Raw genomic sequence first — 26,160 nt, 5'->3', positions numbered from 1 at the left:
CCCTCGGACCGTAAACGTCTGACACTTTGATGTGCAACCCTGCCGCATCGATCCGAACCGGCTGAATGGCAGAGGATGATCTGTCCGACCTATGGGGTGACGTTCCGCGCCGCGCGATCGCCGGACCGGTACGCTGAGGCGTGCCGCGGACCGCGCGGCGCGCGAGGACCGACATGCGGGGCGTGACGATGGCTGCGACCGGTGACCCGGGTGACGGCGTCGCCGTGCCCACGGAGGAGCGGCCCGGCGGCCGGCACCGTCCACCGACGGCGCGGCTGCACGTCCAGCGGGTGCGGCCCGCCTACCGGCAGGTGGCCGACGAGCTGCGCGCGCAGATCATGCGCGGCGCCCTGCCCGCCGGGACCCGGCTGCCTGCCGAGTCCGAGCTGACCGGGATGTTCGGGGTCAGCCGCTCCACCGTGCGCGAGGCACTGCGGGTGCTGGCCAGCCAGCACCTGATCGAGACCCGGCGTGGTGTGCAGGGCGGTTCGTTCGTCGCGGCGCCGGACCCGGCCCGGCTCGTCGAGGACGTCGGCGGTGCGCTCGGCGTGCTCGTCGCGACCCCGCAGCTCGGCATGGCGGACCTGCTGGAGGCCCGCCTGCTGCTCGAGCCCGCGGCGGCCCGGCTCGCCGCGCAGCGCGCCGCCCCGGAGACGGTCGAGGCGCTGCGGGCGGCCGCCGCGGCACCGCGGGACCCGCGCGACCCCAGCGGCTTCGTCGAGCACATGGACTTCCACACCACGGTGCTGATGGCCACCGGCAACCTGATGATCACGATGATGGGCCAGCCGGTCGGCGACGTGCTCCGCACCCGGCTGAACCGGCACGTCGTCGCGGCCGAGCACTGGACGGAGGTCGACGCGTGCCACGCGACGATCACCGAGCACATCGCGCGCGGTGAGGCGGCCGAGGCCGAGGAGGCGATGCGCAGCCACCTGCTCGACCTGCGCGACATCTACGGCCGTCCCGGAGCGTGGAAGTCCGACTGACCGCCCGGCACGGCAGGATGGGCGCGTGCGCACCGTCCTCGACCTGCTCCGGCTGCTGGCCGACCGGGCCGACGGCGACGCGGGCTCCGGCGAGCTCGACCGCGCCGTCGCCGAGCTCGCCGCGTCCGAGCCGGAGGCCGGGGCGCTGGCGCTGCGGGTCCGTGCGGGGATGGACGCCGGGCGGCGGCGCGAGTCCGAGCTCGCCGCGCTGGTCGGGATCGCCCGCGACCTCGCGTCCGAGGTGGACCCCGGCTCGGTGCTGCACGCCATCGTGCGCCGCGCCCGCGCGCTGCTCGGCACCGACGTCGCGTACCTGACGCTGTACGACCCCGCCCGCGGCGACACGTTCATGCGGGTCACCTCCGGGTCGGTGTCGCACCGCTTCCAGACGCTGCGGCTGCCGCTGGGCGCCGGGCTCGGCGGCCTCGTCGCCGCCAGCCGCACCCCGCACTGGACCGGCCGCTACGCCGGCGACGACCGCTACCGGCACACCGACGAGATCGACACCGCGGTCGCCGAGGAGGGCATCGTCGGGATCTGCGGCACCCCGCTGCTGGTCGACGACGAGTTCATGGGCGTCCTGTTCGCCGCGAACCGGTCCGCGCGCCCGTTCACCCCCGAGGACGTCGCGCTGCTCGGGTCGCTGGCCGCGCTGGCCGCGGTGTCGCTGGTGCAGACCCGCCGTCTCGCCGACACCGCCGCGACGCTGCGGGAGCTGCGTGGCGCGCACGCGGCGATCGCCGAGGCCGCCGACGCCCACGACCGGTTCGCCGGTGTCGTCCTGGAGGGCGGCGACGTCGGCGACATCGCCGAGGCGCTCGGGCGCCTGCTGGGTGGCTGGGTCGCCGTCCTCGACGCCGACGGTGCCCCCGCCGCCGCCCACGGTCCGGTGCCGCCCGGGCTGGACACCGCCGCCGCGGTGCGCCGCGCCGGCGAGCCCGACGGCGCCGGGCGCCCGGTGGCGGTGCCGGGGCAGCGCGGGGTGCGCGCGGCCGCCGTCGTCGCCGGGGGCCAGCGGCTCGGGACACTGGTGCTCGGCGGTCCCGGCGACGAGCTCAGCCCCGCGCAGGTCCGCACCGTGGAGCGCGCGGTCGTGGTGACCGCGCTGGTGCTGCTGTTCGCCCAGCGCGCCGACGAGACCGACCGGCTCGACCGCGCCGACGCCCTCGCCGAGCTGCTCGCGGCCCCCGCCGAGCCCCGCCCGGCGACGCTGACCCGGCTCGGCGCGCTGGGCGTGTCCGCCCGTCGCCCGCACGTGCTGCTGGTGTGCCGCTGCCATCCCGCGCGCCGGCGGGCGCTGGCCCGCGAGGCCGCCGTGCTCGGGGGCCGCTCCGGGCTGGTCGCCGAGCAGGACGGCGCCGTCGTCGTGCTGCTGCCCGGCGACGATCCGGCGGCCGCGGGGGCGCGGCTGGCCCGGCCCGCGCCCGAGCAGGACCCCGACGCCGCCGTCACCGTCGGCGGGGCCGGTCCGCTGCGCCCGGCCGACGGTGCCGCGACCGCGCTCGCCGAGGCCCGCCGCACGGCCGAGGCGCTCGTGGCGCTGGAGCGCGAGGGGGAGTGCGCGTCGGCGTCGGAGCTGGGGTTCGCCGGTCTGCTGCTCGGTGAGCGCCCGGACGTCGCCGGGTACGTGCGCGGCGTGCTCGGCCCGGTCGCCGAGCACGACGAGCGCCGCGGCAGCGAGCTGCTGCGCACCCTGGAGGCCTACTACGCCGCCGGCGCGAGCCCCACGCGGGCCGCGACGGCGTTGCACGTGCACGTCAACACCGTCGCCCAGCGGCTCGACCGGGTCGCGACCCTGCTCGGCCCCGGCTGGCAGGAGCCGGACCGCGGGCTGGAGCTGCAGCTCGCGCTGCGGCTGCACCGGCTGGGCGCCCCCGGACGGAAGGAGACACCGTGACCCCGGACCTGGAGGCCGAGGCGGCCCGGCTCGACGCCGCGGACCCGCTCGCCGCGCTGCGTGCGGAGTTCCTGCCCGCCGACGGCGTCGTCGCCTACCTCGACGGGAACTCCCTGGGCCGCCCGCTGCGCGCGACGGCGCAGCGGATGGAGCGGTTCGTGCACGCCGACTGGGGGACCCGGCTGATCCGCGGCTGGGACGAGGGCTGGGTCGACCGGCCGCGCACCCTCGGCGACCGGCTCGGGGCCGTCGCGCTGGGCGCCGCGCCGGGACAGGTCGTCGTCGCCGACTCGACGACGGTGCTGCTCTACAAGCTGGCCCGCGCCGCCGTCGACCACGGCGTCGCCGCCGGGCGCACCGAGATCGTCGTCGACACCGACAACTTCCCGACCGACCGCTACGTCCTGGAGGGCATCGCGGCCGAGCGCGGCGCGACGCTGCGCTGGATCGAGGCCGACCCGGCGTCGGGGGTGACGCCCGAGCAGGTCGCCGGGGTCGCCGGGCCGGGCACCGCGCTCGTGCTGCTGTCGCACGTCGCGTACCGGTCCGGGTTCCTCGCCGACGCCCCGGCGATCACCCGGATCGCCCACGACGCCGGCGCGCTCGTGCTCTGGGACCTGTCGCACTCGGTCGGCTCGGTCCCCGTCCGGCTCGACGACTGGGGCGCCGACCTGGCCGTGGGCTGCAGCTACAAGTACCTCAACGGCGGCCCGGGTGGCCCCGCGTTCGGCTACCTCGCCGCCCGCCACATCGGCACCCTGCGCCAGCCCGTGACCGGCTGGTTCGGCCACCGCACCCCGTTCGCGATGGGGCCGGGGCACGAACCCGCCCCGGACGTGCGCTCGCTGCTGTCCGGCACCCCGCCGGTGCTCGCGTCGGTGCCGCTGGAGACCGGCCTGGAGCAGCTGGGACGGGCCGGCATCGAGGCGGTCCGCGCCAAGTCGCTGCGCCTCACGTCGTTCGCGCTCGACCTGGCCGACGCGCTGCTCACCCCGCACGGCGTGCTCGTCGCGTCCCCGCGCGACCCCGACCGCCGCGGCGGGCACGTCACGCTGCGCCGCCCCGACTTCGAGCAGGTCAACGCCCGGCTGTGGGAGCGCGGCGTGATCGGGGACTTCCGCGCCCCGGACGGCATCCGGATCGGGCTCGCCCCGCTGTCGACCTCCTTCGCCGAGGTACTGGCGGGCATGACCGCCCTCGCCGAGGAGGTCGCGCGGTGAGCGGCGGGGACGGCACGCGCCCGATCGAGGACGGCGTCGTCCGCGACTTCCGCGAGAACCTCTCCTACGGCGGCTACCTCGACCTGGAGCGGGTCCTCGGTGCCCAGCACCCGCGCAGCCGTCCCGAGCACCACGACGAGCTGCTGTTCATCGTGCAGCACCAGACCTCGGAGCTGTGGCTCAAGCTGGTGCTGCACGAGCTGGGCACCGCCGCCGACGACATGGCCGCCGACGACCTCGCGCTCGCCCTCAAGCGCCTCGCCCGGGTCAAGCACGTGCAGCGCACGCTGATCGAGCAGTGGTCGGTGCTGGCGACGCTGACGCCCTCGGAGTACGGCCAGTTCCGCGGCGCGCTGGGCACCTCCTCGGGGTTCCAGAGCTACCAGTACCGGGCGGTGGAGTTCCTGCTCGGCAACAAGGACGCCGCGATGCTGGAGCTGTTCGGCGCGGACCCGGCCGCGCACGCGCTGCTGGACGCGGCGCTGCACCGGCCGAGCCTCTACGACGAGTTCCTGCGGCTGCTCGCCCGGCGCGGCGCCGCGATCCCGGCCGACCTGCTCGACCGCGACGTCACCCTCGCCCACACCTACCGCGAGGACCTCGTGCCGGTGTTCGCCGAGGTCTACGCCGACCCCGACACCCACTGGGACGTCTACGAGGCCTGCGAGGAGCTGATCGACATCGAGGAGAACTTCCAGCTCTGGCGGTTCCGTCACCTCAAGACGGTCGAGCGGACGATCGGGGTGCGGCGGGGGACCGGCGGGTCCAGCGGCCGGGACTTCCTGCGCCGGGCGCTGGACCTCACGTTCTTCCCGGAGCTCTACGCCGTCCGGACCGCGCTGTAGCCGGTACCGGCGTCCGGAAGGCGGCTTGTCCGCCGGATCGCCCGGCGGGAGGGTGATCGCGGTCGTCCGAGCCGCCCGGGAGGTCACGATGGCGATGAGCCGGAGGGGACTGCTGGGCGGGGTCGGCGCCGCGGTCCTGATGACGGCGTGGGGCACCGCGCCCGTCGCGACGGCCGGGCCCGCGGCCCCGGCCGGCTTCACCGGCGAGGAGGTCGCGGCCGTCGACGCCGCCGCGCGGCGCGGCCTGGCCGCGGGGGTCACCGGGGTGCTCGTCAGCATCGCCGACCCGCGCCGGGGCGCCCTGGTGAAGGCCTACGGGGCGGCCGACGACGGCGGCGCGCCGCTGCGGACGGACAGCCGGTTCCGGATCGCGAGCGTCACCAAGACCTTCACCGCCGACGCGGTGCTCCGGCTCGTCGACCGGCGGCGGGTCGCGCTCGACGACCCGATCTCCCGCTACGTGCACGGCGTCCCCCGCGGGGAGGCGATCACCGTGCGCGACCTGCTCGGCATGCGCAGCGGGGCCTACGACTTCATCGCCGACGCCGGGTTCCTGCGGCGCTACACCGCCGAGCCCACCCTGCCCTGGTCCGACGCGCGGTCGCTCGCGATCATGCGGGCGCACGCCGGCGAGTTCACCGCGCCCGACCGCCGCACGGTCTACGTCAACAGCAACTACGTGCTGCTCGGCATGCTCCTCGAGAAGGTGACCGGCCGCCCGCAGGCCCAGGTCCTGACCCGGCTCGCCCGCGGGCTCGGGCTGCGTGCGACGTGGTGGCCGACCGGTGACGGGCTGCCCGCGCCCGTGCTGCGCGGCTACCTGACCGACGGCACGTCCCCGCCCCCGCCCGGCGGCTACCGCGACGTCACCGAGTCGAACCCCGCGGTGCCCGGCGCCGCGGGGGCGATGGTGTCCGACGTCGCGGACATGACCCGCTGGGCCGGGCTGCTCGCCTCGGGCACGGGTCTCTCCGCCGGGTCCGCACGCCTGCGGAGGTCCTGGACCCCGCTGACCGACACCGGCGTCCGGCTGGAGTACGGCCTCGGCGTGCTGCGCCTGGGCGACTGGGTCGGTCACGACGGCGCCATCTTCGGCTACAGCAACCTCACCTTCCACCTGCCGGGCCGGGGCGCGACCGTCGTCGTCGCCGGCAACGGCTCCGACGCGGAGGCCGTCCCGAGCCAGCAGGTGTGGGGCGAGATCGTGAACGCGCTCTACCCGGGCTCCCTGCCGACCTGGTGAGCGCACCCGGTGCCGGTACCGGTCACGGCACCTGGGCCCGGCGCCGCGCGGAGAGCCCCGAGCGGTACTGCCTCGGGATCGCGTGCCCGCGGTAGTCCTGGTCCAGGGCCGCGTTCAGCGTCCAGTACGGGTCCACCAGGTGCGGGCGGGCGATGGCGCACAGGTCCGCCCGGCCGGAGGCGATGATCGTGTTCGCGTCCTCCACGCTGGACACCGCGCCGACGGTGATCGTCGGGACGCCGGTCTCCTGACGGATCCGGTCGGCGAACGGCGTCTGGTAGAGCCGCCCGTAGGCCGGCTTCGCCTCGGTGCTGGTCTGGCCGGTGGAGACGTCGACGACGTCCGCGCCGTGCGCGGCCAGCATCGGGGCCAGGGCCACGGCGTCGTCGCCGTCGAAGCCGCCCTCGACCCAGTCGGTGGCGCTGATCCGCACGCTGACCGGCTTGTCGGCCGGCCACACCTCCCGGACGGCGTCGAGGATCCGCAGGCCGAGCCGGGCCCGGTTCTCCAGGCTGCCGCCGTAGGAGTCGGTGCGCCGGTTCGACACCGGGGACAGGAAGCTGGACACCAGGTAGCCGTGCGCGAAGTGCAGCTCGATCATGTCGAACCCGGCCTCGTCGGCGCGGCGGGCGGCGTCGGCGTGGTCGGCGACGACCCGGTCCAGGTCGGCCTCGGTCGCCTCGCGGGGGACCTGGCTGTCCGGGCGGTAGCGCACCGGCGAGGGCGCCAGGATCTCCCAGTTGCCGTCGGACAGGGGCTCGTCGATGCCCTCCCACATGACCTTGGTCGACCCCTTGCGCCCGGCGTGCCCGATCTGGGCGCCGATCTTCGCGTCGGTGTCCTCGTGCACGAAGCGCACGACCCGGGCCCAGGCGTCGCGCTGGGCGTCGGTCCACAGCCCGGGGCAGCCCGGGGTGATCCGGCCGTCGGCCGAGGTGCAGATCATCTCGGTCATGACCAGGCCGGCGCCGCCCTGCGCGCGCCCGCCGAGGTGCACCAGGTGCCAGTCGGTCGGCACGCCGTCGACGGCGGAGTACTGCGCCATCGGCGAGACGACGATCCGGTTGGGCAGCGTCATCCCGCGCAGCCGGTAGGGGTGGAACATCGGCGGGGTGCCGGTCTCGACCTCGAGCCCCTGCTCGCGGGTGCGGTCGGCCAGCCAGGAGTCGACCCGGCCGACGTAGCCGGCGTCGCGCAGCTTCAGGTTGTCGTAGGTGACCCGCTGGGAGCGGGTGAGCAGCTGGAACACGAACTGCTCGGGGGCCAGCCCGCGGTAGCGCCGCACGCCCTCGAACCACTCCAGGCTGGTCTGCGCGGAACGCTGCAGCGACTCCACGACCGGCTTGCGGTCCTCCTGGTAGGCCTTCAGTGCGGCCTCGACGGTGGGTTCCCGGTCCACCGCGGCGGCCAGCCCGATCGCGTCCTCCAGCGCCAGCTTGGTGCCCGAGCCGATGGAGAAGTGCGCGGTGTGCGCGGCGTCGCCGACGAGCGCGACGTTGCCGGCCCGCCAGGACTCGTTGCGCATCACCCCGAACGACAGCCAGCCGGAGTTGTTGCCGATCAGGCCGTGGCCGTCGAGCAGGTCGGCGAAGACCTCCTCGCAGAACCGCATCGAGCGCTCGTCGTTCTCCCCGGGACGGCGCTCGGCGGCGGCGAACTCCGCGAGCCCGGCGCGCTCCCAGGTGGCCTCGTCGGTCTCGACGATGAACGTGGAGCGCTCGCCGTCGAAGGGGTAGACGTGCGCCCAGAACAGGCCGAACCCGGTCTCGACGAACTGGAAGGTGAAGCAGTCGAACGGGCGGGTGGTGGCGAACCAGACGTAGCGGGCGGTGCGCCGGTCCAGGCTCGGGCGGAACTCGCCGGCCAGTGCCTCGCGGATCCGGGAGTTGACGCCGTCGGCGGCGATGACGAGGTCGTGCCCGCGGCGCAGGACGTCCAGGTCCGGCGCCTCGGTGGAGAAGCGCAGCGCGACGCCGAGCTCCGCGGCGCGCTCGCCGAGGATGCCGAGCAGGCGCTTGCGCTCCAGCGCGGCGAAGGCGTGGCCGTCGCTGCGCTCGCGGACGCCGAACGCGTCGACGTCGATCGCCGACCAGTGCCGGAACTCCGCGGCGATGCGGTCGAGCGACTCGGGGTCGGCCGCGCGGATGTTGTCGAGGGTCTCCTCGGAGAACACGACGCCGAAGCCGAAGGTGTCGTCGGCGCGGTTGCGCTCGTAGACGACGACCTCGCGCGACGGGTCGGACCGCTTCAGCAGGATCGCGGAGAACAGCCCGCCGGGGCCGCCGCCGACCGAGGCGATGGAGTGGGCGCTCACGGGAGACTCACCAGTCCTTCCTGGACGACCGAGGCCAGCAGGCGGCCGTCGGCGGAGTAGAGGCGGGCGGTGCCGAGCCCGGTGCCCCGGGTGGCCACCGGCGAGGTCTGGACCAGCGCGACCCAGTCGTCCATGCGTCCGTCGTGGTGCCACCACATGGCGTGGTCGAGGCTGGCGGTGACGACGCCGTCGTCGGCCCAGGCGGCGCCGTGGCGGCGCAGGACCGGCTCGAGCAGGGTGTAGTCGCAGACGTAGGCCAGCGCGCTGCGGTGGATCGCCGGGTCGTCGGGCAGCGGCTCCCAGGCCTTCAGCCACACCGTCTGGCGGGCGACGCGCTCGCCGGAGGCGTCGGTGTAGAGCGCCGACGGGTGGTGCCGGACGTCGAAGGAGCGGTGGTACCGCCAGTACTCGGCGTCGCGGGTGTCCGCGCCGACGAGCACGTCGGCCGTGCTCGGCAGCTCCCCGGGGTCACCCGCCTCGGGGGGCAGGGTGTCGGCGTGCTCCACGGCGCCCGCGGCGGGCACCGCGAACTGGGCCATCGCGCGGAAGATCTCCTTGCCGCCCTGCAGGCCGCGCACCGCGCGGTGGGAGAACCCGCGGCCGTCACGGACCCGCTCGACCTCCCAGCGGGTCGGGGTGTGCACGTCGCCGGCACGCAGGAAGTAGCCGTGCAGGTTCGCGACGCGGCGGTCGTCGCCGACGGTCAGGGTCATGGCCCGCTCGGCCTGCGCGACGAGCTCGCCGCCGTAGGCGCGCCCCGACGGGATGACCTGGTGGCGGGCGAGGAACGCGTCGTCGCCGTCCTTGGTCAGGTCCAGCGCCGCCAGCAGCGGTGCGACGGAGCGCTCGGTCTCCGCGGGCATGAGGGTGGTGTGCTGGGTGCTCATGCGCGGCGGTACCCCTCGAGGCTCGCGTCGTCGACCTCGGGGAGGTTGACGACGATGTTGTCCGGCGTCCGGCAGGTCAGCCACACCAGTTCCTCGGTGGTGGACATGTTGCCCTCGACGTGCGGCATGAACGGCGGGACGAACACGAAGTCGCCCTCGGTCATCTCGATCCACTGCGTGTAGTCCTCGCCGAACCAGATGCGGCCGGTGCCCTTCAGCACGTAGCCGCCGGTCTCGGCCTCGCCGTGGTGGTGGGGCAGCGAGCGGTAGCCGGGCTCGTTGGAGACGCGTCCGAACCAGATCCTCGTGGCCGGGGTGTGCTGCGGGGACACGCCCGAGACGCGCACGCAGCCGCCGGACTGGCCGGTGCCGGTGTCCTCGGACCCCGCGCGGGTGACGACGGGGACGGCGGACCAGGCGAGCTCGGTGCCGTCCTGCTTGCTCTGCTCACTCATGCGCACTCCTCGAACTCGATGCGGATCGGTGTGGTCAGGACGCCGACGCCCTGCAGCGACACCTCGACGACGTCGCCGTCGGCGAGGAAGCGGGGCGGGCTCGTCGCGGCGCCCACCCCGGCGGGGGTTCCGGTGAGCACGACGTCGCCGGGGGACAGCCGGGTGAAGGCGGAGATGTAGGCGAGCAGCGCGGGCGCGTCGAACACCAGGTCGGCGGTGTCGCCGGACTGGACGCGCTCGCCGTTCACCCGGCAGGTCAGCGCGAGCCCGGCGGCCGGGTCGAGCTCGTCGGGGGTGACGAGCACCGGCCCGAGCGGGGTGGTCGCGTCGAACGCCTTGCCCGGCAGCCACTGGCCGGTGTGCCGCTGCCAGGACCGCACCGACAGGTCGTTCGCGGCGGTGTACCCGGCGATCGCGGCGGCGGCGCCGTCGCGGGTCGCGCGGTGCAGCGGCGCCCCGACGACGACGGCCAGCTCGGCCTCCCAGTCCAGGTCCGCGGCCAGGCCCGGCACCGTCACGGTGTCGGCCGGCCCGGTGAGGGTGTCGGCGAACTTCGTGAACAGCGTCGGGTGGGCGGGCAGCTCGCGGCCCATCTCGCGGATGTGACCGGCGTAGTTGTGCCCGCAGCACACGACCTTGGCCGGGTGCGGCACGACCGGGGCGAGGTCGGCGCCGGCGGGCAGCGGCCCCGGCCCCGCGCTCGCGCGGGCGGTGGCGAGGCCGTCGGCGTCGCGCAGCAGCGCACCGACGTCGCGGTGGGGCAGGGGCGCCCAGCTGCCGCCCGCGGCGACGGCGGCGACGGTCGTACCGCCGGTCCGCAGGGTCGCCAGACGCATGCCGACCTCCTATGTCGTATCGATGACGCTGACTACTGAAACACGATGCAGTGACGGCGGCAAGGTCGGAAGTGTGACCTGCGTCCAGTGGACAGCATCCGCGTCCCGCGGCCACGACGTGCTGATCTCCGCGTGATCCGGCGCGCGTACGGGGGTTGCCCGCGCGCTATGGCTCATGCTCTGATGACTGGCGTCACGTTCGCGATATACGGCGCTCGCCGGGAGAAGGGGACCCCGTGGCCCACCAGGTGACCGACCAGCCGTTCTGGAACCCCAAGACCGAGCTGATGGCGCGCGAGGACCTCGCGCAGCTGCAGCTCGCGAAGCTCCGTCGCGTGCTGGCCTGGGCGAAGGCCCGCAGCCCGCACTACCGGCGCACCCTCGCCGCCGTCGACCCGGACCGCATCCGCACCCGCGACGACCTGGCGCGCATCCCGTTCCTCACCCGCGAGGAGTGGATGGCCTCGCAGGAGGCGCATCCGCCGTTCGGGGAGCTGCCGGTCACCGGCCCGGACCGCGCGATCCGGCTGCACACCACCTCGGGGACGTCCGGGCGCACCCCGCTGCGCGCGCTGGACTCCCGCAAGGACTGGTCGTGGTCGGCGGAGATGTGGTGCTACGCGCTGTGGGGCGCCGGGGTGCGCCCGCACGACGTCGGCTACGTCGCGTTCGGGTACGGCTCGTTCATCGGGTTCTGGGGCCTGCACAACGGGCTGGAGAAGATCGGCGCGCTGACCGTCCCCGGCGGCGCGCAGACCACCGCCCAGCGGGTCCGCCAGATCCACGACTTCGGCGCGACCGTCGTCGCGTCCACCCCGACCTACGCGCTGCGCCTGGCCGCCGAGGCCGAGGAGCTGGGCATCGACCTGGTGAACGGCCCGGTCCGCCGGGTGATCCTGTCCGGGGAGCCCGCCGGGTCCATCCCGGAGACCAAGGCGCTGATCGAGCGGAAGTGGGGTGCGCAGGCGTTCGACACCGCCGGCATGACCGAGGTGTCGACCATCGTCATGTTCACCCCGGCCGAGCAGCCCGGGGGCTGCCACGTCATCGAGGACCACCTCCTGGAGGAGGTGATCGACCCCGCGACCGGTCGCGAGATCGGCTACGGCGAGCGCGGCGAGCGCGTCTGCACCTCCTTCGGCCGGTCCACCACGCCGCTGATCCGCTACCGCACCGCCGACCTCGTGGTGCGGGTCCCGCACACCGCCACCACCTCGGGCCGGACCTGGGACCTCTACCAGGGCGGGATCATCGGGCGGGTCGACGACATGAAGCTCGTCCGCGGCACGAACGTCTACCCGGGCGCGGTCGAGGCGATCGTGCGCGGCTTCGACGGGGTCGAGGAGTTCCAGATCCGCATCTCCCGCCCGGGCGACCGCGACGAGATCGAGCTGCTGCTCGAGCCCTCCACCACCGTCGACGACACGGCGTGGGCGCTGCTGTCCGAGCGGGTCGGCGCCGAGCTCGCCGACGCCCACGAGGGCCTGCGCTTCCGGGTGCGCCGCGCGGCCACCGGGGAGCTGCCCCGCTTCGAGCTGAAGGCCCGGCGGCTCACCGACCTGCGCCCGGCCGTCTGACCCGGGCCCCGCCCGGCCCACCCGCGAGGAGCCCGCCATGACCACCACCGCCGCGACCACCCCCGCGCACGCCCCGCGCACCACCCCCGGCGGTGCGCCGGGCGACCTGCTCGGCGCCCCGCTCGACGACGCCGAGCGGGCCCTGCTCGAGATCTACGACCGGATCGTCGCGGCCCTGCGGCGCGACGACCTCCCGCCGTGCGTCGCGGCCAACCTGCGGGCCGCGCTGGCGCCGGTCGCCGTCGCCGTCACCGACCTGGGGCTGCGCTTCGAGCACCTGACCGACCTGGACGTGTAGGCGCAGCGCCCACCGGACAGCGGGCACGCCCACGGGATAGGCGTGGCCGCCGTCAGTGCCTAGCGTCATCCGAAGTACCCCCACCACCACGACGAGAGGACGGCCATGGCCGAACGGTCCTTCGCCGCCGAGGTGCAGAAGCTGCGCGCGGGCGCCGGCGAGACGCTGCACGTCGAGGGCATCCTCGCCGTCACGAAGGCGCTGCTGCAGTCCGGTGTCGCCTACGTCGGCGGCTACCAGGGCGCGCCGATCTCGCACCTGATGGACGTCCTGGGCGACGCCCGCGAGATCCTCGACGAGCTCGACATCCGGTTCGAGAACTCCGCGTCGGAGGCGACGGCCGCGGCCATGCTCGCCGCGTCGGTGCACCACCCGCTGCGCGGCGCGATCACCTTCAAGTCCCCGGTCGGCACGAACGTCGCCTCCGACGCGCTGGCCAACCTGGCCTCCGGCGGGGTCACCGGCGGCGCGCTGGTGATCCTCGGCGAGGACTACGGCGAGGGCTCCTCGATCATGCAGGAGCGCGTGCACGCGTTCGCGATGAAGTCGCAGATGTGGCTGCTCGACCCGCGCCCGGACACCACCGCGATCGTGAACGCCGTCGAGACCGGCTTCGAGCTGTCCGAGGCCTCGAACACCCCGGTGTTCCTGGAGCTGCGGCTGCGCTCCTGCCACCTGCACGGCGGCTTCGTCGCCAAGGACAACGTGCGGCCCCCGATGACCGTCGCGCAGGCCGCGGACGCCCCGCGCCGCAGCGTCGACCGGATCGTGCTGCCGCCGGCGTCGTTCGCCCACGAGCGGGAGAAGCTGGAGTCGCGCTGGCCGCGGGCGGTGGAGTTCGTCCGCGAGCGCGGGCTCAACGAGCTGTTCCCCGGCGACGGCACCGCCGACGACGTCGGCGTCATCGTCCAGGGCGGGCTCTACAACACCCTCAACCGCTCGATGGAGCTGCTGGGCTGCTCGGACGCGTTCGGCCGCACCCGCGTCCCGACCTACGTCATGAACGTGACCTATCCGGTCGTCGACTCCGAGATCGTCGAGTTCGCCACCGGCAAGCGCGCCGTGATCATGGTCGAGGAGGGGCAGCCGGACTACATCGAGCAGAACCTGCACGCGATCCTGCGCCGCGCCGACGTCCCCGCCGTGCTGCACGGCAAGGACATGCTGGCGCCGTCGGGGGAGTACACCGCGCAGGTCATCACCCGCGGGCTGGAGTCGTTCCTCGGCAAGTACGCGCCCGAGGTCGTCACCCACCGGCCGTCGCTGCTGCTCGACCCGGGCGACCCGGCGAGCCCGTTCGCGCCGCGGGTCGCGGCCGAGGTCGTGCGGCCCCGCCCGCCCGGCCTGTGCACCGGCTGCCCGGAGCGGCCCATCTTCGCCGGCCTGAAGCTCGCCGAGCGCGAGACCGGCGAGCACCAGATCTCCGCCGACATCGGCTGCCACCTGTTCGCCATCAATGCCCCGTTCGACCTGGGCGCGACGACGATGGGCTACGGCATGGGCGCGGCCGGCTCGTCCGCGCTGGCGGGCGGGACCTCCGGCAGGCGCCCGGTGTCGATCATGGGAGACGGCGGGTTCTGGCACAACGGGCTGGTCTCGGGCATCGGCAACGCGGTGTTCAACAAGTCCGACCAGCTCATGGTGGTGGTCGACAACGACTACGCCGCCGCCACCGGCGGACAGGACGTGCTGTCCAGCCACGCCGACTCCGAACGCCGGTCGACCAAGCACCCCATCGAGACCGCCGCCCGTGGCCTCGGGATCACCGACGCCACCACCATCGACCACACCTACGACGTGGCGAGGGTGCGCGACACCTTCCTCAAGGCGTTCCGCCGCAAGGACCGCGGCCCCGAGCTGCTGGTCATGCAGTCGGAGTGTCAGCTCAACCGGCAGCGCCGGGTGAAGAAGGACCGCGCGGCGAAGCTGGAGCGCGGCGAGCGCGTCGTGCGCGAGCGGTTCGGCGTCGACCCGGAGACCTGCACCGGCGACCACGCCTGCATCCGGATCTCCGGCTGCCCGTCGCTGACGATCACCGACAACCCCGACCCGCTGCGCACCGACCCGATCGCGACCGTCCTCGACTCCTGCGTCGGCTGCGGGGTGTGCGGCAACAACGCCCACGCCGCGGTGCTGTGCCCGTCGTTCTACCGCACCGACGTCGTCGACAACCCCACCGTCGGCGAGCGGCTGCGCGCCCGCGCCCGGTCGTGGTGGATCACCCTCGTCGGGCGCGGCCTGGAGCGTCGCGCCGCCCGGATGGAGGCCGTCTGATGCCCACCGTCATGCCCGCACCGACCGGCACCGCGGCCGGGTCCTGGTACGCCGGGACCCGCCCGATCACCCTCGCGATCCTGGCGATGGGCGGCGAGGGCGGCGGCGTCCTGGCCGACTGGGTGGTCGCCGTCGCCGAGGCGGCCGGCTACCACGCCCAGACCACCTCGGTCGCCGGTGTCGCCCAGCGCACCGGCGCCACCGTCTACTACGCCGAGCTCCACCCGCCGGTGGCCGCCCACGACGACGCGGGCCGCCCGGAGCCGGTGCTGTCGGTGTTCCCCGCGCCCGGGGAGGTCGACGTCGTCGTGGCCTCGGAGCTGATGGAGTGCGGCCGTGCCGTGCAGCGCGGCTTCGCCACCCCCGACCGCACCACCCTGATCACCTCGACCAACCGGGTCTACTCGATCGACGAGAAGATGCACCTGGGCGACGGCCGCGTCGACTCCGCCGAGCTCGTCGCCGCCGCGGGCCGCGCCGCGCGCAGCCTGGTCGCCGCGGACTTCGCCGCCATCGCGCAGGAGCACCGCAGCGTCATCTCCGCGGCGCTGTTCGGCGCGCTCGCCGGGTCCGGCGCGCTGCCGTTCACCCGCGAGCAGTTCGAGCAGGCGATCCGCGACGCCGGCAAGGGCGTCGGGCCGAGCCTCGCCGCCTTCGCGGGTGGCGTCGACGCGGCGCGCGCCGCCCTCGCCGTCGCGCAGTCCGACGCCGACTCCGCCGGGACCGGGACCGGGCCCGTCGACGTCGCGCTCGCCCCGCCCGCGACGGCGGCCCCGGCCGCCGCTCCGGCTCCGGTGGACATCAGCATCGGGCCCCGCCCGGTGTCGACCGAGGAGCGCAAGGCGCGCGAGGAGGCGCGGCGCACCGCGGTCGCCGCGACCGACCCCGGGTCGCTCGTCGGGCCGGACCTGCGCCCGCTCGCCGCCACCGTGGGCGACCTCCCCGCCGCGGCCCGCTCGACCGTCCTGCACGGCCTCGTGCGCACCGGGGTCTACCAGGACCTCGGCTACGCCGCCCGGTACCTGGAGCGGGTCCGCGCGTTCGCCGCCGTCGACCCCGACCCCTACGGCGACGCCCGCCTGACCACCGAGGCGGCGCGGCACCTGGCGCTGTGGATGTGCTACCAGGACACCATCCAGGTCGCGCTGCAGAAGACCCGCACCCGACGCCTGGAGCGGGTCCGCGACGAGGCCGGGGTGAGCGCGGCGCAGCTGTCGCAGGTGCGCGAGTACCTGCACCCGCAGGCCGAGGAGATCACCGACACCCTGCCCTACCGGCTCGGGAAGGTGCTGCGCCGCTCGAAGGCCTTCACCCGCGCCGTCGACCGGGTCACCCGCGACGGCATGGTGCTGAACACGACCTCGGTGCGCGGCTACGCGATGCTCGCGACGATGGCCCGGATGCGCCCGCTGCGGCCGCGCTCGCTGCGGTTCGTCGAGGAGCAGCGGGCCATCGACGCCTGGACCGCACTGGCGCTCGACGTCGTCGCCGACGACGCCGGGCTCGCCACGGAGATCGTCGTCTGCCAGAAGGTCCTCAAGGGCTACGGCGCCACCTGGGCCCACGGCGACGACAGCTTCGCCCTGCTCTGCCAGGCCGCCTGCGGCCTGCGCGGCCGCCCCGACGCGGCCGCGACGCTCGCCCGCCTGCGTTCCGCGGCCCTGTCCGACGAGGACGGTGCCGCCCTGCGCGCGCAGCTGTCCGGGGCCGGGCTGCCCACCACCGTCCCGTCGAAGAAGGGGAAGCACTGACATGACCACCGGCACCGGATCCGCCGTCGAGCTCATCGACCCGGACACCCTGGCCCGGCCCTCGGGGTTCACGCACGCGGTCCGCCACGGCGACACCGTGCACCTGTCCGGCCAGACCGCGATGGACGCCGGCGGGCGCATCGTCGACGGCGACATCGTCGACCAGTTCCGCCAGGCCATGACCAACGTGCTCACCGCGCTGCGCGCGGCCGGCTCGGAGCCCGCGGACCTGCTGTCGGTGCGGATCTACCTGATCGACATCCCCGGCTACCAGGCCCGGGGCCGGGAGATCGGCGCGATCTGGAAGGAGCTGTGCGGGCGGACCTACCCGGCCATGACCGGCGTCGGGGTCACCGCGCTGTGGCAGCCGGAGGCGCTGATCGAGATCGAGGCGGTCGCGGCGCGGCGGGTCTGACCCGCGCCCGCGGCCGGCGTGGCCCGGCGGGCACCGGCATGTGCGGTGCCCGCCGGAAGGCCGCCGGACCGGGGTAGCGGCTCAGCCGTCCAGTACACCGCCGACGTACTCGCGGGCCGGCCCGGCGAGGCGGGCGCGCAGGTCGCCGAAGAGCTCCTCCGCGCGGTCGCCCACCCAGCCCTGCGGCAGCGCGTCCAGCGGCAGCCCGGGGTCGAGGTAGGGCAGGCGTCGCCACACCGTCACCAGCGTCACGTAGTCGGCGAAGGCCTGCTCCGCGCCGCCCTCGCCGTCGCGCCAGGTCCCCAGCACGGGCTCGTGGCGGGCGAGGAACGCCGAGTACTGGGCGGCGAGCGCGTCGAGGTCCCACCAGGAGGCGACGGTCTCGCGCAGCGCGCGCCCGGCGACGTGCCGGCCGCGGAAGAGCTCGGTGTAGCCGCGCAGACCGGCGCGGTCCAGTGCGTGCGACACCTCGGCCTCCAGGTGCGCGGGCGCGACCCACAGCCCGGGCGCGACGGTGCCCAGGCCGAGCCGGATCAGCAGGCTGCGCAGCTGGTGGCGCTGGTCGCGGGCCGACTCGGGCACGGAGAACGCGACCAGCAGCCAGCCCTCACCGGCCCCGGCGCGACGGCGGGAGAAGATGCGGTCGTCGCCCTCGGCGAGCACGTCGGCCAGCGCGGCCGAGAGCCGGTACCCGGCCGCGCCGTCCACCTTCACCGGCTCCAGCAGCCCGCGCCGCTTGAGCCGGGACACCGCCGAGCGGACGGCCTGGCCGTCGACCCCGAGGCCGCCGAGCAGGCGGACCAGCGACGACACCGACAGCGCCCCGCCGCGTTCGCGCGCGTAGAGCCCGTAGACCGTCACGATCAGCCGTCGCGGCGGTACGGGCGCGAGGATCTCCTCCGGTTCGGCGACGGTCGTCACGAGCGCATCGTACGGCCGGGCGGGGGTGCCGACCGGTCGTGCGCGTCCCGGCGTGGCGGCACCGTCGGGCGCGGCGTGGCCCCGCGGGTGCACACGCGGACGCGCCGCACCGTCCGGGGTGGACGGTGCGGCGCGTCGCGGGGGAGCGGGGCTCCTCATCCGGCCGCCCGCAGCGGTGCGCCCGGGTGCGGGGCCGGTCCTGCGGTGAGCGGCGCGTGGCGGGCGGTCAGGGTCGCGGTGATCCGGGCGTAGGCGCCCGGGTCGACGGGCAGCAGCCACTCGGTGAACCGGCGCCGGCGGCCGATCGTCGCGCCGAGGTCGGACAGCATCTCGTCGATGTTGTGCAGCGAGAACGGGATGATGTTCGTCCCGCGGGCGTGCTTGCCCTCGGTCCGCTCCTCCATCCAGCGCAGCCGCTCCTGGACGAACGCCCGGCGCGCCTCCACCGGGGGCAGGTCGAACCCGCCCGCGAGGTGCACCCCGATCCACAGCGCCGCGACCTCCGCGGACAGCGGCGACAGGAACGAGGAGTTGTAGCCGCAGAAGCTCAGGTCGGCGACCGCGTGCGGGTGGATCTGCCGGTACAGCTCGAAGTTCCCGCGCTCGTCGACGAGCCGGTCGCGGACCGCCGCGGACAGGAACGGCACCCGCTGGTGGAAGCCGGTGGCGGCCACGACGACGTCGGCCGCGATCTCGCTGCCGTCCTCCAGGACGGCGACGGGCCTGCCGTCGCGGGCGCCGAGCGCGGTGATCAGCGTGTCGCGGTGGACGGTGATCGAGCCGTCGGCGACGCCCTCGTAGAACCCCTCGGTCGCCAGCGACACCGTCGAGCGGGCGATGTCCTCCAGCGAGCCGTCGGGTACCAGGCCGAGCTCGCGCAGCCGCAGCTGGCGCACGATCTGGCCCTGCAGGCTCGCCATCATCCCGTTGCGGACGCCCTTGCCGGGGCCGTGCAGGAACTTCTCGAAGCCGGCCAGGCGGGCGTAGCGGAACAGGCCCTCGCCGAGGCGGGTGAGCAGGAGGTACTTGTAGTTCAGGGCCCCGCCGATGCGCCGCGGCATCTTCCACAGCAGCTCGCGCGCCACGACGGTCGTCGAGCGGGACACCGCGTCCAGCGCGACCGCCACGTCGCAGGAGGACTTGCCGTAGCCGATCACGACGACGTCGCGGTCGCGGGCGTCGTCGATGTCGGTGAACTCCGACGGCGGGCAGTAGCGGCCGCCGGCGGCGCGGAACTCCTCGGTGCCGGGGAACGCGGGCAGGAACGGCTCGGAGAAGATCCCGTTCGCGACGACGAGGTGGTCGAACTCCTCGACGCCCGAGCCGGTCGTGAGCACCCAGCCGCCGCCGTCGCGGGGCTCGGCGGAGAGCACCTCGGTGCCGGTCCGGATCCGGTCGCGGATGCCGAAGTGCCGGGCGTAGGCCTCCAGGTACTCCTGCACCTGCTGGCCCGACGGCCACTCCGGGTAGTGGCGCGGCATCGGGAAGTCCGACAGCGAGTAGGTGCCCTTGTCGTTCTGCGTGGTCAGGCCGGGGTAGCGGCGGCTGGCGCTCCACACCCCGCCCACGTCGGGCGCCTTCTCGAAGGCGGTGACGTCGTGACCGAACCCGGTCAGGACCTTGACGGACGAGAGGCCGGCGAACCCGGCCCCGACGACGGCGATCTTCATGGTGGTCACTCCGAGGCGGTCGCGAGTCGGGGGATGGCGGGGACGGCCTGCTCCGGGCCCATGGCCGAGTAGCCGCCGTCGACGGCCCAGTCCGCGCCGGTGACGGCGGACGCGGCCGGGGAGAGCAGGAAGGCGACGACGGCGCCGACCTCGTCCGGGTCGCCCACGCGGCCGGTGAGGTGGAACGGCGCGGCGACGCGGTCGGTGTGCGCGCGGTCGGAGCCGGAGAGCTCGTCCATGATCTTCGACCACGTCCAGCCCGGGGACACCGAGTTGACGCGGATGCCGTCGCCGGCCAGGTCCATCGCCATCGAGCGGGTGACCTGCACCAGCGCCGCCTTGGAGGCCGGGTAGACCCAGCGCCCGGTCTGGGCGACCTTGGACGAGATCGAGGTCAGGTTGACCACCGCGCCGCGGGCCGCCGCGAGGTGCGCCCGCGCGGTCCTGGTGGTCTGGACCGCGCCGACGACGTTGACGTCGAGCGCCCGCAGCCAGTCGGCGCGTCCGGTGCCGGCGCCCTCGTCGAGGTAGCTGCAGGCGAGGTTGACCAGGCCGTGCAGCCCGGCCGGGGCGGCGACCGCCGCGACGGTGGCGGCCACCGCGTCGTCGTCGGTGATGTCGGTGGGGTGGAACGTGACGCGGTCGCCGAGCTCGTCGAGCAGGGGCTTCGCGCCGGCGGCGTCGACGTCGGCGATCGCGACGGTGGCCCCGGCGCCGTGCAGGGCGCGGACGACGCCGTGCCCGACCAGGGTGGAACCGCCCGTCACCAGGACCGTGCGGCCGTGCAGGTCAGTCATGGGAGCCTCCGAAACAGAACAGTCATCTAGCGGACCCGTGATGGCAGTCATCTTTTGGCTATATAGTCGACGTGACTATCCCCACCACGCGGTCGCTGTCCGGGGGACGCGACCGGGCCACGGGAACCGGGGTCGAGCACGAGGAGGTGCCATGACCGAGGTGCTGAGCGGGTTCCGGCGGGTCCACTCGCCCGACCTGGAGGAGGCGCGCGAACGGGTCGGGGAGGTGTTCTGCCCGCACCGGCTCGAACCCGTCGAGCGGGCCGCACCCGCACCCGTCCGGTTCAACACCGCCACGTTCGGCGCGGTCGGGCTGTCCTACCTGGCCTACGGCGCGACGGTCCGGATCCGGCCGCAGCCGCTGCGCTCGTTCGTCCTGGTCCAGATCCCGCTCTCCGGCCGCGCGCTGGTGCGCACCGGCGGCACCGAGGTCGTCTCCGACCCCGGTACGGCGTCGGTGCCCGACCCGGACGCCGGCCTGGACATGACCTGGGAGGCGGGCAACGAGCAGCTGATCGTGCGGGTCGGGCGCGACGCGCTGGCGGCGCAGCTGCACCGGCTGCTCGGGCGCCCGCCGTCGAAGCCGCTGCGGCTGGCCACGAGCGTGGACCTGACGACCCCGGCCGCGCGGTCCTGGCTGTCCACCGTCGACATGGTCCGGACCGACCTCGACGGCCCCGGCGGCCTCGCCCACCCGGCGCTGCGCGCGCAGGCCGAGCAGCTGCTGATGAGCCAGCTGCTCGCCGCGGTGCCGCACTCGGCCAGCGACGAGCTGCTCGCACCGCCGGACACCGCGCCCGCGGTGCCGAAGGTGATCCGCCGCGCGGAGGCGCTGATCGAGGGCCACGCGCGCGAGCCGCTGACCGTCGACGACGTCGCCGAGGCCGTCGGGACGAGCGTGCGCAGCCTGCAGGAGGGGTTCCGCCGCCACCTCGGCACCACCCCCACCGCCCGGCTGCGCGAGGCCCGTCTGGCCGGGGTGCGGGCCGAGCTGCGCGAGGCCGACCCGACCCGGCGCACCGTCTCCCAGGTCGCCGCGGACTGGGGCTTCGCGCACCTGGGCCGCTTCGCCGTCGCCTACCGGGAGCGGTTCGGCGAGTCCCCGTCCGAGACGCTGCGCGGGTGAGAGCCCGCGCCGCCGGACGGCCCGGCGGCGCGACGCTGCGCGGACAGCCGCCGCGCGCAACGGATGGCCGTGCGCGCATCGGTGCCGGGAAGCTGTCCGGCACGCCCCGACCGACCTGGAGGTCCCCGTGTCCGTGCTCTCCGCCCTGCTCGACGCCGCCCGCTCCGGCTCGGTCCGGGTCGTCGACCTGACGACGCCGCTGCAGGCCTCGACGCCGATCCTGGAGCTGCCCGAGCCGTTCGGCCAGACCGCCCGCTTCGAGCTGGAGGAGATCTCCCGCTACGACGACCGCGGCCCGGCCTGGTACTGGAACAACATCCGGACCGGCGAGCACACCGGCACCCACCTGGACGCGCCGAACCACTGGATCACCGGACGGGACGGGCTCGACGTCGCGCAGGCACCGATGTCCACGCTGGTGGCGCCGGTCGCGGTGATCGACATGACGGCGCAGGTGGAGGCCGACGCCGACCACCTCCTGCAGATCGGGGACGTCCGGGCCTGGGAGGCGGAGCACGGCCCGCTGCCCGACGGCGGCTGGCTGCTGCTGCGCACCGGCTGGGCCGCCCGCGGCGAGGACGAGGCGGCCTTCGCCAACGCCGACGAGAACGGCCCGCACACCCCCGGCGTCGCGCCGGACTGCGCCCGCTGGCTCGCCCGCGAGACCCCGGTCGCCGGGCTCGGCGTGGAGACCGTGGGCACCGACGCCGGGCAGGCCCCGAACCTGGAGCCCGCGTTCCCCTGCCACTCCGAGCTGATGGGCGCGGGCAAGTGGGGCCTGACCAGCCTGCGCAACCTCGACGCGCTCCCGGCGACCGGTGCCGTGCTCGTGGTGTGCCCGCTGCCGATCGTCGGCGGCTCGGGCAGCCCGGCGCGTGTCCTCGCGCTCGTCGAGGCCTGAGCCGTGCACGCCACGTACGACGCGGTCGTCGTCGGCGGCGGGATCAACGGCCTGGCCGCCGCCGCCCGGCTCGCCCGCGGCGGCTGGTCGGTCGCGCTCGTCGACGACCACGACCGGGTCGGCGGGTTCGTCGCCGCGCGCCGGCGCGACGGCTGGACCCAGGACACCTGGTCGAGCTGGCACCCGCTGTTCGTCACCGGGCCGGCCTACGCCGCGTTCGGCGCGGACCTGCACCGCCACGGGCTCGCCTACGCCAACACCGACGGCCCGCTCACCGCGACCGTCACCGGGACCGGCGAGGTGGCGCTGGCCCAACGCTCGGTGGAGGAGACCGTCGACGGCTTCGCCGAGGCGGCCGACCGCGACGCCTACCGCGCGATGGTCGAGCGGTTCGGCGCGCACGCCGCCGGGATCGGCGGGCTGCTGGGCGCCGAGCTGCACGCGCCGTCGTCGCTCGGGCCGGTCGCGACCCTGGCCCGGGCGGCCGGCGTCGCCGGGCTGGAGTCCTACGCCCGCGACGCGCTGACGTCGGGCCGGTCGTGGATGCGCGCCCGTTTCGCCGGGCCCGAGACCGACCGGCTGTGGGCGCCGTGGCTGCTGCACGCGGGGCTGGCGCCGGACTCCGCGTCCGGCGGGCTGATGGTGCCGGTCCTCGCCGCCACGATGCACGGCGCGGGGCTGCCGGTCGCCACCGGCGGCGCGGGGAACTTCCTCACCGCCTGGGAGCGGCTGCTCGACGAGCTCGGCGTCGCCGTGCACACCGGGCGCCGGGTGGAGCGGGTCACGGTGGCCTCCGGGCGCGCCACCGGCGTCGCCGGGGACGGGTTCGCGCTGCACGCGCGGCGCGCGGTGCTGGCCTCGGTGACCCCGCCCGCGCTGTACGGCTCGCTGCTGCCGCCCGGGGCGGTGCCGGCGCCGGTCGCCGACGCGGCGGCCCGCTACCGGCCGGGCCGCGCCGCGATGCAGATCCACGTGACGCTGTCCGGGCCGGTCCCGTGGGCCGACGCCCGGCTGGGCGCGGTGCCGCTGGTGCACGTCGCCGACGGGTCGTCCTCGACCGCGATCGCCTGCGCCGAGGCGGAGGCGGGACTGCTGCCGCGCCGCCCGACCGTCGTCGTCGGGCAGCAGCACGTGCTCGACCCGACCCGCGTGCCCGAGGGGGCCGGGGCCCTCTGGCTGCAGCTGCAGGAGCTGCCGTTCGAGCCGGTCGGCGACGCCGCGGGCGAGCTCGGCACCGCGGGCGGCTGGGACGGCGCGCTCGCGCAGGGCTACGCCGGCCGCGTCCTGGACCGGGTCGCCGCGCACGCCCCCGGCCTGCGCGAGCGGGTGCTGCACGTCGACGTGCTGGACCCGGCGGCGATCGCCGCGCACAACCCGAACGCGCTGCGCGGGGACCCCTACGCGGGCTCGGCCGAGCTGGACCAGAACTTCTGGTGGCGGCCGCTGCCCGGCGCCGGGAGCCACGCGACGCCGGTCCCCGGCCTGTGGCAGATCGGCGCCTCCACCCACCCGGGCCCCGGCCTCGGCGGGGCGTCGGGGTTCCTGGTGGCCGACCGGCTCAGCACCCCCGGCCCCGGGCAGCGGCTGCGGTCGCGGCTGCGGCGCTGACCCGCGCCCGGCGCCGCCCCGGTCATCCGCGGTGGCGCCGGGCGGTCTCCGAGGGCAGCTCGCCGTAGCGGTCGCGGTAGTCGTGCGCGAAGCGGCCCAGGTGCCCGAAGCCGCAGGCGTGGGCCACGTCCGACACCGGGGCCGGGCCGCCCGCGACCAGCGCCCGGTGCGCCCGGCCGAGGCGGACCTCGCGCAGCACCGCCGCCGGTCCGGTGCCGAGCCGGGCGCGGAACTCCTCCTGCAGGCGTCGCACGCCCACCCCCGTCGCCCGGGCGATGTCGGTGACGGTCACCGGCTCGGCGTGGTGGGTCTCGATCCACGCCAGCGCGCGGTCGACGGTGTCGGCCGGCGCGCCCGCCGGTGACCCGCGCAGCGCGTCCGACGCGGTGTGCGGCTGGGTCAGCAGCACCGCGGTGAGCAGCTGGTCCGACAGCACCCGGCGCACCAGCGGGGCCGGTCGCCCGCCGCAGTCGGTGAGCACCGCGCACGTCGTGCGCCAGGCCTGTTCCAGCAGCGACGGCGGCGCGGCCGGCGCCACCGCCCCCGGCGGCAGGAAGCGCAGCGCCCGCCCCGGCGCCCGGCCGGTGAGCGAGGCGAGGTGCTCCTCGACCCGCCCCGCACCCGCCGAGACGACCAGCGCCCCGGCGACCGGGTCGGGCTCCATCACGGTGTGGCCGTCGGCGGCGAGCACGAACGCGCCGGGCACGACCCCGCCGTCGGCGACACCGGGGGCCCGCACCCGCATCGGCCCCAGCGGCACGGTGAGCGCGAACCGGCTGCGGGTCGGGAAGGCGTCCACGGTCACCTCGGCGCCGTAGCGCACGAACGCGACGTTGACGCCGTCCAGCCCGGCGACCGCGACCGCCCCGTCGGGACGGCCGCGGCGCACGGAGATCTCGTGCACGACGGTGACCTGCTGCACCGTCTCCCGCAGCTCCGCGAGCCGGTCGCTGCGGCGCGCGGGCAGCGCCGGGTCGGTCACTCGTCGCCTCCTGCTCACACGGGGACGCGGACGCCCCGCGCCTCCAGCCGGGGGAGCACCTCCTGGGCGAAGTATCCCAGCTCACCGACGTAGTCCACGAACGACAGCGTCATCCCGGCGAATCCGGCGGCGTGGAACGCCGCGATCCGGTCGGCGACCTCGTCGGGCGTCCCGACCAGCGGGCAGGACCCGTGCCCCGCCGCGAAGCGGTGCCGGAAGGTCTCCAGCATCTCGGGGGTGAAGGACTGCGCGTGCAGTCCCTGCAGGCGCATGAGGTTCTCGACCGCGGCCCAGTCCGCGTTGTCCTCGGCGTAGTGGCGCAGGTAGTCCTGCGCCTCCGCCCGGGTGGGGCGGCAGACGACGTGGCCCAGGGTGAACGTGCCGACCCGCCGGTCGTAGCCCTGTCGGGCCCGGTCGGCGATGCCGGTGACGATGCCTGCGCCGTCCTCCGGACCGCCGACCACGGTGAACGCGACGTCGGCGTTGCGGGCGGCCCAGTCGCGGCCCTGCGCCGAGGAGCCCGCGTTCAGCACGGGCAGCGGGCCGTCGTACGGCTTGGGCATGCCCTCGACGCCCTCCAGCCGGAAGAACCGGCCCTCGTGGTCGAAGCGGCCCGGCTCGGTCCAGATCCGGTGGATCACGTCCCACCACTCCTGGGCCAGTGCGTAGCGGGCGTCGTGGTCGGTGGGCAGGGTCGCGCCCAGCGCGCGGTACTCCGGCTCGTTCCACCCGGCGACGACGTTGATGCCGGCGCGGCCCTGCCCGACGAGGTCGGCGGTCGCGAGCTGCTTGGCGACGACCACCGGGTGGTTGAACGCGGTGTGCACGGTGGCGAACACGGTGATCCGCCGGGTGCGGGCGAGCAGCGCGGCGGCCAGCGCGGTCGGGTCGAGGACGCCCTCGTGGAAGTTGGTCTCCCCGCCGTAGCCGATCCAGCGGGCGATCGGGAGCAGGAAGTCGATCCCGACCTCGTCGGCCAGCTCGGCCAGGCGCAGGTTGTCCTCCCAGCTGCCCGACCAGCGCTCGGGGACGCGGGTGACGGCGAGACCGGAGCTGCAGTTGGCGGAGAACAGGCCGAGCTTGAAGCCCTTGCCGTCCGCGACGGGCTTGACCATGGGGTGCTCCCGGAGGGGGTCGTGGTGACGGGTGCGGCG

At 75.4% G+C, this 26,160-nt stretch carries 22 protein-coding genes; 13 read left to right on the top strand and 9 right to left on the bottom strand.

The annotated features are described in order from the left end of the window. Window positions 1-188 precede the first annotated feature (188 nt). The 5 genes from WJX68_RS13425 (at window position 189) to WJX68_RS13405 (ending at window position 6,194) form a co-directional block, all read left to right on the top strand. Window positions 189-989: a FadR/GntR family transcriptional regulator gene (locus WJX68_RS13425; RefSeq protein WP_340290571.1), complete on the top strand. Its 801-nt coding sequence runs from the start codon at window positions 189-191 to the stop codon at window positions 987-989. 25 nt (window positions 990-1,014) lie between these two features. Further along, window positions 1,015-2,886: a helix-turn-helix domain-containing protein gene (locus tag WJX68_RS13420; protein ID WP_340290487.1), complete on the top strand. Its 1,872-nt coding sequence runs from the start codon at window positions 1,015-1,017 to the stop codon at window positions 2,884-2,886. Next, window positions 2,883-4,106 (top strand): kynureninase, encoded by a 1,224-nt coding sequence (locus WJX68_RS13415; protein ID WP_340290485.1) that lies wholly within the window; start codon window positions 2,883-2,885, stop codon window positions 4,104-4,106. Before WJX68_RS13420 ends, WJX68_RS13415 begins: the two co-directional genes overlap by 4 nt. Next, entirely contained in the window at window positions 4,103-4,951 is an 849-nt protein-coding gene (locus WJX68_RS13410; protein ID WP_340290482.1) for a tryptophan 2,3-dioxygenase, read from the top strand. The genes WJX68_RS13415 and WJX68_RS13410 overlap by 4 nt, the downstream gene beginning before the upstream one ends. Window positions 4,952-5,045: 94 nt before the next feature. After that, on the top strand, window positions 5,046-6,194 hold the full coding sequence (locus WJX68_RS13405; protein ID WP_340290479.1) for a serine hydrolase domain-containing protein: 1,149 nt from the start codon (window positions 5,046-5,048) through the stop codon (window positions 6,192-6,194). A 22-nt stretch (window positions 6,195-6,216) separates the two neighbouring features. On the opposite strand, the gene WJX68_RS13400 is transcribed toward WJX68_RS13405, so the two are convergent. The 4 genes from WJX68_RS13400 to WJX68_RS13385 are packed head-to-tail and all read right to left on the bottom strand — an operon-like array spanning window position 6,217 to window position 10,686. Next, window positions 6,217-8,508 (bottom strand): bifunctional salicylyl-CoA 5-hydroxylase/oxidoreductase, encoded by a 2,292-nt coding sequence (locus WJX68_RS13400; protein WP_340290476.1) that lies wholly within the window; start codon window positions 8,506-8,508, stop codon window positions 6,217-6,219. After that, the gene (locus WJX68_RS13395) at window positions 8,505-9,395 is read right to left on the bottom strand and encodes an acyl-CoA thioesterase (RefSeq protein WP_340290474.1); all 891 of its coding nucleotides are present in this window, start codon (window positions 9,393-9,395) and stop codon (window positions 8,505-8,507) included. The genes WJX68_RS13400 and WJX68_RS13395 overlap by 4 nt, the downstream gene beginning before the upstream one ends. Continuing rightward, complete coding sequence (locus WJX68_RS13390) at window positions 9,392-9,850, bottom strand: cupin domain-containing protein (RefSeq protein WP_340290472.1); 459 nt, start codon at window positions 9,848-9,850, stop codon at window positions 9,392-9,394. Before WJX68_RS13390 ends, WJX68_RS13395 begins: the two co-directional genes overlap by 4 nt. Continuing rightward, a complete protein-coding gene (locus tag WJX68_RS13385) occupies window positions 9,847-10,686 on the bottom strand; it encodes a fumarylacetoacetate hydrolase family protein (RefSeq protein ID WP_340290470.1) in 840 nt (279 codons plus the stop codon). The genes WJX68_RS13390 and WJX68_RS13385 overlap by 4 nt, the downstream gene beginning before the upstream one ends. A gap of 236 nt (window positions 10,687-10,922) precedes the next feature. On the opposite strand from WJX68_RS13385, the gene WJX68_RS13380 reads away from it, so the two are divergent. The 5 genes from WJX68_RS13380 to WJX68_RS13360 all read left to right on the top strand — a co-directional run bounded on the left by WJX68_RS13380 (window position 10,923) and on the right by WJX68_RS13360 (window position 17,001). Beyond that, window positions 10,923-12,263, top strand: a complete 1,341-nt coding sequence (locus WJX68_RS13380; protein WP_340290468.1) for a phenylacetate--CoA ligase family protein — start codon at window positions 10,923-10,925, stop codon at window positions 12,261-12,263. 37 nt (window positions 12,264-12,300) lie between these two features. After that, window positions 12,301-12,561, top strand: coding sequence for a hypothetical protein (locus WJX68_RS13375; protein ID WP_340290465.1), 261 nt, complete (start codon window positions 12,301-12,303; stop codon window positions 12,559-12,561). A 105-nt stretch (window positions 12,562-12,666) separates the two neighbouring features. Then, a complete protein-coding gene (locus tag WJX68_RS13370; RefSeq protein ID WP_340290462.1) occupies window positions 12,667-14,835 on the top strand; it encodes a thiamine pyrophosphate-dependent enzyme in 2,169 nt (722 codons plus the stop codon). Further along, window positions 14,835-16,586, top strand: a complete 1,752-nt coding sequence (locus tag WJX68_RS13365) for an indolepyruvate oxidoreductase subunit beta family protein (RefSeq protein WP_340290459.1) — start codon at window positions 14,835-14,837, stop codon at window positions 16,584-16,586. Before WJX68_RS13370 ends, WJX68_RS13365 begins: the two co-directional genes overlap by 1 nt. A 1-nt stretch (window position 16,587) precedes the next feature. Continuing rightward, window positions 16,588-17,001: a RidA family protein gene (locus tag WJX68_RS13360; RefSeq protein WP_340290456.1), complete on the top strand. Its 414-nt coding sequence runs from the start codon at window positions 16,588-16,590 to the stop codon at window positions 16,999-17,001. An 81-nt stretch (window positions 17,002-17,082) separates the two neighbouring features. Here WJX68_RS13360 and WJX68_RS13355 read toward each other — a convergent pair whose 3' ends face one another. From WJX68_RS13355 to WJX68_RS13345, 3 genes are all read right to left on the bottom strand, one after another. Next, window positions 17,083-17,922, bottom strand: a complete 840-nt coding sequence (locus WJX68_RS13355; protein ID WP_340290453.1) for a PaaX family transcriptional regulator — start codon at window positions 17,920-17,922, stop codon at window positions 17,083-17,085. 155 nt (window positions 17,923-18,077) lie between these two features. Continuing rightward, complete coding sequence (locus WJX68_RS13350) at window positions 18,078-19,592, bottom strand: flavin-containing monooxygenase (RefSeq protein WP_340290568.1); 1,515 nt, start codon at window positions 19,590-19,592, stop codon at window positions 18,078-18,080. A 5-nt stretch (window positions 19,593-19,597) separates the two neighbouring features. Next, a complete protein-coding gene (locus WJX68_RS13345; RefSeq protein WP_340290450.1) occupies window positions 19,598-20,389 on the bottom strand; it encodes an SDR family oxidoreductase in 792 nt (263 codons plus the stop codon). Between the two features lie 151 nt (window positions 20,390-20,540). Here WJX68_RS13345 and WJX68_RS13340 point away from each other — a divergent pair, with 151 nt between their 5' ends. The 3 genes from WJX68_RS13340 to WJX68_RS13330 all read left to right on the top strand — a co-directional run bounded on the left by WJX68_RS13340 (window position 20,541) and on the right by WJX68_RS13330 (window position 24,024). After that, on the top strand, window positions 20,541-21,515 hold the full coding sequence (locus tag WJX68_RS13340) for an AraC family transcriptional regulator (protein ID WP_340290448.1): 975 nt from the start codon (window positions 20,541-20,543) through the stop codon (window positions 21,513-21,515). Window positions 21,516-21,642: 127 nt separating this feature from the next. Beyond that, a complete protein-coding gene (locus tag WJX68_RS13335) occupies window positions 21,643-22,416 on the top strand; it encodes a cyclase family protein (RefSeq protein ID WP_340290446.1) in 774 nt (257 codons plus the stop codon). A gap of 3 nt (window positions 22,417-22,419) precedes the next feature. Then, a complete protein-coding gene (locus tag WJX68_RS13330; protein WP_340290444.1) occupies window positions 22,420-24,024 on the top strand; it encodes a phytoene desaturase family protein in 1,605 nt (534 codons plus the stop codon). 22 nt (window positions 24,025-24,046) lie between these two features. On the opposite strand, the gene WJX68_RS13325 is transcribed toward WJX68_RS13330, so the two are convergent. Further along, entirely contained in the window at window positions 24,047-25,006 is a 960-nt protein-coding gene (locus WJX68_RS13325; RefSeq protein ID WP_340290441.1) for an AraC family transcriptional regulator, read from the bottom strand. A gap of 14 nt (window positions 25,007-25,020) precedes the next feature. Continuing rightward, entirely contained in the window at window positions 25,021-26,121 is a 1,101-nt protein-coding gene (locus tag WJX68_RS13320; RefSeq protein ID WP_340290439.1) for an LLM class flavin-dependent oxidoreductase, read from the bottom strand. Window positions 26,122-26,160 lie beyond the last annotated feature (39 nt).

This window comes from Pseudonocardia spirodelae, assembly GCF_037727765.1.
Lineage (GTDB): Bacteria > Actinomycetota > Actinomycetes > Mycobacteriales > Pseudonocardiaceae > Pseudonocardia > Pseudonocardia spirodelae.
The sequence above is the reverse complement of the archived record's forward strand: the minus strand, read 5'-3'. Positions and strand labels throughout refer to the sequence as shown.

Coding starts and splice junctions, on each gene's coding strand:
- WJX68_RS13370 (WP_340290462.1), top strand. CDS start 12,667: ATGGCCGAACGGTCCTTCGCCGCCGAGGTGCAGAAGCTGCGCGCGGGC.
- WJX68_RS13350 (WP_340290568.1), bottom strand. CDS start 19,592: ATGAAGATCGCCGTCGTCGGGGCCGGGTTCGCCGGCCTCTCGTCCGTC.
- WJX68_RS13340 (WP_340290448.1), top strand. CDS start 20,541: ATGACCGAGGTGCTGAGCGGGTTCCGGCGGGTCCACTCGCCCGACCTG.
- WJX68_RS13360 (WP_340290456.1), top strand. CDS start 16,588: ATGACCACCGGCACCGGATCCGCCGTCGAGCTCATCGACCCGGACACC.
- WJX68_RS13375 (WP_340290465.1), top strand. CDS start 12,301: ATGACCACCACCGCCGCGACCACCCCCGCGCACGCCCCGCGCACCACC.
- WJX68_RS13395 (WP_340290474.1), bottom strand. CDS start 9,395: ATGAGCACCCAGCACACCACCCTCATGCCCGCGGAGACCGAGCGCTCC.
- WJX68_RS13425 (WP_340290571.1), top strand. CDS start 189: ATGGCTGCGACCGGTGACCCGGGTGACGGCGTCGCCGTGCCCACGGAG.
- WJX68_RS13365 (WP_340290459.1), top strand. CDS start 14,835: ATGCCCACCGTCATGCCCGCACCGACCGGCACCGCGGCCGGGTCCTGG.
- WJX68_RS13345 (WP_340290450.1), bottom strand. CDS start 20,389: ATGACTGACCTGCACGGCCGCACGGTCCTGGTGACGGGCGGTTCCACC.
- WJX68_RS13385 (WP_340290470.1), bottom strand. CDS start 10,686: ATGCGTCTGGCGACCCTGCGGACCGGCGGTACGACCGTCGCCGCCGTC.
- WJX68_RS13320 (WP_340290439.1), bottom strand. CDS start 26,121: ATGGTCAAGCCCGTCGCGGACGGCAAGGGCTTCAAGCTCGGCCTGTTC.
- WJX68_RS13405 (WP_340290479.1), top strand. CDS start 5,046: ATGAGCCGGAGGGGACTGCTGGGCGGGGTCGGCGCCGCGGTCCTGATG.
- WJX68_RS13390 (WP_340290472.1), bottom strand. CDS start 9,850: ATGAGTGAGCAGAGCAAGCAGGACGGCACCGAGCTCGCCTGGTCCGCC.